Here is a 4,666-nt window from a genome sequence, read left to right on the forward strand (position 1 = left end):
ATCGCCGGCACGGTCACCTTCATCCGCGATCTCGGCGGCGCCATCGAAACCTTCGTGGAGGCGGGCGGCAGCCAGGTGATCGCGGTGTCTTCGCCGCGCAACCGGCCGGAGGTCTCAGTCGGCCAGAGCGTCGGCATCAGGCTCGATCCGGCCACCAGCGTGGTGCTCGCCCGATGAGACGCGATGAGCCGCAGCGTCTTGCCGACTACGGACCGCTCTTTTTCCCGGCGGGCATGCTGATCGTATTCTTCGTGGTGCCGTTCGCCACGATGATCGCCGTGTCCTTTTTCCAGCGCGAACAGGGCGGCTTTTATACGCCCGCCTTCGTGTTCGACAATTACGCCCGTTTCCTCAGCCTGTTCTTCGGCAAGGTTCTGGGTTTCTCGCTGTTCCTGGCGATCGCGGTGGCGATAACCTGCGTCGTCATCGGCATTCCCTTCACCTATCTGCTCTCCCGCTCGGCGCGAAAAATCCAGGTCGTCTGGCTGGTGGCGCTCTTGTCCATCCTGTCGCTCTCGGAAGTGATGATCGGCTTTGCCTGGTCGACGCTCTTCTCGCGCACCGCCGGCGTCACCAACCTGTTCGTCTGGCTGGGGTTGATGGCGCAACCGCAGGCGCTGACCCCGAGTTTCGGCGCCGTCATGACCGCCATGACCTATCAGGCCTTCCCCTATACGGTCCTCGTCCTCTATCCGGCGCTGGTACGGCTCGACCCGACGCTGACGGAAGCGGCCCGCACGCTCGGCGCCTCGCCGGTCAAGGCCTTCTTCACCGTCGTGGTGCCGGCGCTGCGCAACACCATTCTGGCAACGCTGATCATGGTCTTCATCTTCGCGCTCGGCTGCTACCTGCTGCCGCAGCTGCTCGGAAGGCCGCAGCAGTGGACGCTGTCGGTGCTGATCACCGACCAGGCTGTCTATCAGTCGAACATGCCGTTTGCCGCCGCCATGGCCGTTTTCCTCGTGCTGGTGTCGCTGGCGCTGGTGGGCCTCTCGCTTTACGCCGGAAAGCAGAGGCAAGCGAAATGACAGCACTCCGCCGCCTGTTCTTCTTCGCCGTCGGCCTGTTCCTGGCCCTGCCGCTGATCGTCGTTGCCGGCGTCTCGATCAACGCGCGCCAGACGCTCGCCTTTCCGCCGCAGGGTTTTTCGCTCTCCTGGTACGGCCAGATCTTTACCAATGCCGAATGGCGCAATGCGCTGATCGCCTCGCTGACGCTTGCCGCCTCCTCGGCTTTGCTGGCGTTGCTGATCGCCCTGCCGCTTGCCTGGTTCCTGTGGCGGCGGGTCGCCCCCTGGGCCAACATCTTCCAGCTTTTGGGTGTCGCACCCTTCACCCTGCCGCCGGTCATCACCGCGCTTGGGCTCCTCACCTTCTGGGCGACCACCGGTTTCTACGGCCAGGCCTGGACGGCGGTGATCAGCCACGGCATCTTTTTCGTCACCCTGCCGCTGGTGACCCTGTCGCTCGGTTTTTCGGCGATCGACCGTTCGCTGGTGGAAGCGGCCGCCACCATGGGCGCCGACGACGGCAAGATCTTTCGCACCGTCGTGCTGCCGCTGATCCTGCCCTATCTCGTCTCGGGTTACGCCTTCGCCTTCGTTCTGTCGCTGAACGAATATATCGTTGCCTACATGACCGTCGGCTTCACCATGGAAACCCTGCCGATCAAGATCTTCAACGCGCTGCGCTACGGCTACACGCCGACCATGGCCGCGGTGACGGTGCTGTTCCTGGTCATCGCCGCAGTCGTCTTCGGTCTGGTGGCCCGCTTCGGCGACCTGCCGAAACTGCTCGGCGCCATGTCGGACGAACGCTAAAGGGAAGAGCCCATGAAGATCGCCGGTTTCCAGATGCAGCCCGTCGTCGGTGACATCGAGGCGAACCTCGCCAAGATCGAAGCGGCGGCAGACGAGGCCGCGACCGAAGGCGCCGAACTCCTGATCGCTCCGGAGCTGGCGCTGACCGGGTATGGCGCGGCAGACCTGTTTCCCGATCTCGCCACGCCCGCGCATGGACCGGTCACCGCCAGGCTTTCGGAAATCGCCGAACGACACGGCCTGGCGATCGTCGCCGGTTTTGCCGAAAAGACGTTCGAAAACACCTTCAACAGCGCCTTCTTCACCGACGGCATGGGCCAGACGGCGGTCTACCGCAAATGCAATCTCTACGGCCTCTATGAGCGCAAATGGTTCGCCCAGGAGGACCGCCGCCAGGTTCTGGTGACGCTCAGCGGCATCCGGCTCGGGTTCCTGATCTGCTACGATGTCGAGTTTCCGGAAAACATCCGCCAGCTCGCGAAAGGCGGCGCCGATCTCGTCGTGGTGCCGACGGCGCTGCCGACCGGCTGGTCCGGTCAGTTCATCGCCGAGCAAATGATCCAGGTCCGCGCCTTCGAGAACCAGGTGTTTGTCGCCTATATCAACCACTCTGGTTCAGACGAACTATTCGCCTATGCCGGCCTGTCGCGCATCGCAGCACCCGACGGCAAGCTGATTGCCGAAGCACCCGCCGAGGGCGAAGCCCTGATCATCGCCGAGGTCGATCCGGCGGTCTACGCCCGGTCGCGGGCGGAAAACACCTACCTCGCCGATCTCGTTTGAGGTTGAGGCCGCCTGCGTAATCGACTTCCAGGTCAATACGACCTCGCCAAGCTCCCATTTCCTTTGATAATGTTGTATAGCATTCAGCGTTGCAGCATTCCGGGGGGAGGCATGACACGCATATTCCGGGCGCCGGCCTTTTATATTCAAGGCCCGGGAGCCCTGAGCCAGCTTGGCGAAAAGGCGGCGACGCTCGGCCGTTCGGTCGTGGCGATTTGCGACGCCATGGTGCTTCCGCATATCGAGGCGGATCTCACCGAGACCCTGAATCGGCAGGACATTTCACCCATCATCGTCCCCTTCGATGCAGACGTCACCCATCGGGAAATGGATCGGCTGGCCGAGATCGTGCGCGCCAAGGGTGGCGAGGTGGTGGTCGGTATCGGCGGCGGACGCACGCTCGACGTCGCCAAGGGTGTTTCGCGCCGCACAGGGCTGCCCTTCGTCAGCGTGCCGACGGTCGCTTCCACCGACGCGCCCTCGACCCGCGGCATCGTCATCTACGACGACCATCACCGGATGATCGCCGTCGAGCAGATGGACCAGAACCCGGCCTTCGTGATCGTCGACACCACCATTATCGCCAGGGCGCCTGCCCGGCTGCTGCTCGGCGGTATCGGCGATGCGCTGACCGCAAAATTCGAGACGGAAGGCGCCTGGAAGGGCACCGGCCTTTCAAAGCAGGGCACGCGGCCTTTGAAGACCGGCGTGATGCTCGGCGACGTCTGTTACCGGATGCTGCTCGAACACGGGCCGGGTGCCATGCGGGTGGCCGGCACCGGTGAGGTGACGCCGGATCTCGAAGCCGTCGTCGAGGCCATCCTCTGGCTCAGCGCCGTCGCGTTCGAAAATACCGGCCTTTCCATCGCCCATGCGGTCGCAACCGAACTCGGGGCGATCGAGCCGGTGCGAAACCAGTCGCTGCATGGCGAACACGCCGCCTATGGCACGCTGGTGCAGGCGGTGGCCGAAGGCCGCCCGGAGGATGAACTGACAACGCTGTTTGGCTTCTACGACGAGATCGGCATGCCGCGCCGGCTTGTCGACCTCGGCATGTCCGATATCGGCGATGCGGCGATCGAAAATCTTGGCGCAGCCTGCGCGAAAAGCCCATTCCTGGTCAACCAGGAGCGGATGCTCGATGCCAATGATCTGGCCGCCGCCGTCCGGGCTGTGGAAAACTACGTTTAAAGCGGGCTCGACCTGCTACAAATATAAATATAATCAACTGGGAACACAGGGGATTTAGGATGCCGTCAGATAAGACCAAGGCGCCGGAGGAATGGACCCAGCGCCGCATTCAATCGATCGAGGTCGGCTTCCAGGTCATTCGCGCCATGGAGGCGGCGAACGGCCCGCTGCCGCTGCGCGATATCGCAGCAGCCGCCGGCATGCCGCCCAGCAAGGCGCATCTCTACCTCGTCAGCTTCGTCAAGGAAGGCGTCGCCTTCCAGGATCCGGTCACCGGGCATTACGGGCTTGGCCGTTTCGCGATCCAGCTCGGCCTGTCGGCCATCCGCCAGCTCGACGTGGTGGAATTTGCCCGCGAAGAACTCGCAGCGCTGCAGCGCACCGCCGGTTTCGCCACCTATCTTTCGCTCTGGGGCGATCGCGGCCCGGGTATCGTTTCCAAGGTGGATGGCGAGCGGCAGGGATCGCTTGCCGTGCGCCTCGGCTACGTGCTGCCGCTCCTGACCTCGGCGACCGGCCAGGTCTTCCTCACCTATCTCGACGAGAGCGAGACCATGGCGGTGCGGCAGGACGAAATTGCTGCGGCCAAGCGGGATTCGTCGGATGACGCAGCCTCGCTCTCGCCGCGCGTCACCAGCACCAAGGATATCCAGAAGATCATCGAGACCGTGCGCCACCAGGGTTATGCGATGACGGTCAACAGCATCAATTCGAGCTTTGCCGCCATCGCCGCGCCGGTCTTCGATTATAGCGGCCGGATCGTCGCGACCATGACCGTGCTCGGCTCCGACAAACAGCTCGCCGGCCCCCGCAAGAAACCGACGATCGACGCCCTGATGGCCGCCGCCCACCGACTTTCCGAACGGCTCGGCG

Annotated in this window: 6 protein-coding genes; all 6 read left to right on the top strand. The window is 63.8% G+C overall.

Going from position 1 to position 4,666, the window contains the following annotated elements; translation table 11 throughout:
• A partial coding sequence (locus MOV61_RS28520) for a TOBE domain-containing protein (RefSeq protein WP_247139001.1) occupies window positions 1-177 on the top strand: 177 nt, incomplete at its 5' end.
• Window positions 174-1,028, top strand: coding sequence for an ABC transporter permease (locus MOV61_RS28525; protein ID WP_247138996.1), 855 nt, complete (start codon window positions 174-176; stop codon window positions 1,026-1,028). The genes MOV61_RS28520 and MOV61_RS28525, both read left to right, overlap by 4 nt.
• Window positions 1,025-1,819: an ABC transporter permease gene (locus MOV61_RS28530; protein ID WP_247138997.1), complete on the top strand. Its 795-nt coding sequence runs from the start codon at window positions 1,025-1,027 to the stop codon at window positions 1,817-1,819. The genes MOV61_RS28525 and MOV61_RS28530 overlap by 4 nt, the downstream gene beginning before the upstream one ends.
• 12 nt (window positions 1,820-1,831) lie before the next feature.
• Complete coding sequence (locus MOV61_RS28535; RefSeq protein WP_247138998.1) at window positions 1,832-2,602, top strand: carbon-nitrogen hydrolase family protein; 771 nt, start codon at window positions 1,832-1,834, stop codon at window positions 2,600-2,602.
• Window positions 2,603-2,713: 111 nt separating this feature from the next.
• Window positions 2,714-3,793 (top strand): iron-containing alcohol dehydrogenase, encoded by a 1,080-nt coding sequence (locus MOV61_RS28540; RefSeq protein ID WP_247138999.1) that lies wholly within the window; start codon window positions 2,714-2,716, stop codon window positions 3,791-3,793.
• A gap of 59 nt (window positions 3,794-3,852) precedes the next feature.
• A partial coding sequence (locus MOV61_RS28545; RefSeq protein ID WP_247139000.1) for an IclR family transcriptional regulator occupies window positions 3,853-4,666 on the top strand: 814 nt, incomplete at its 3' end.

Source organism: Neorhizobium sp. BETTINA12A (assembly GCF_023006485.1).
Classification (GTDB): domain Bacteria; phylum Pseudomonadota; class Alphaproteobacteria; order Rhizobiales; family Rhizobiaceae; genus Neorhizobium.

What these genes read in the sequence shown, in the direction of transcription:
- MOV61_RS28525 (WP_247138996.1), top strand. Translation starts at nt 174, where the DNA reads ATGAGACGCGATGAGCCGCAGCGTCTTGCCGACTACGGACCGCTCTTT.
- MOV61_RS28530 (WP_247138997.1), top strand. Translation starts at nt 1,025, where the DNA reads ATGACAGCACTCCGCCGCCTGTTCTTCTTCGCCGTCGGCCTGTTCCTG.
- MOV61_RS28540 (WP_247138999.1), top strand. Translation starts at nt 2,714, where the DNA reads ATGACACGCATATTCCGGGCGCCGGCCTTTTATATTCAAGGCCCGGGA.
- MOV61_RS28535 (WP_247138998.1), top strand. Translation starts at nt 1,832, where the DNA reads ATGAAGATCGCCGGTTTCCAGATGCAGCCCGTCGTCGGTGACATCGAG.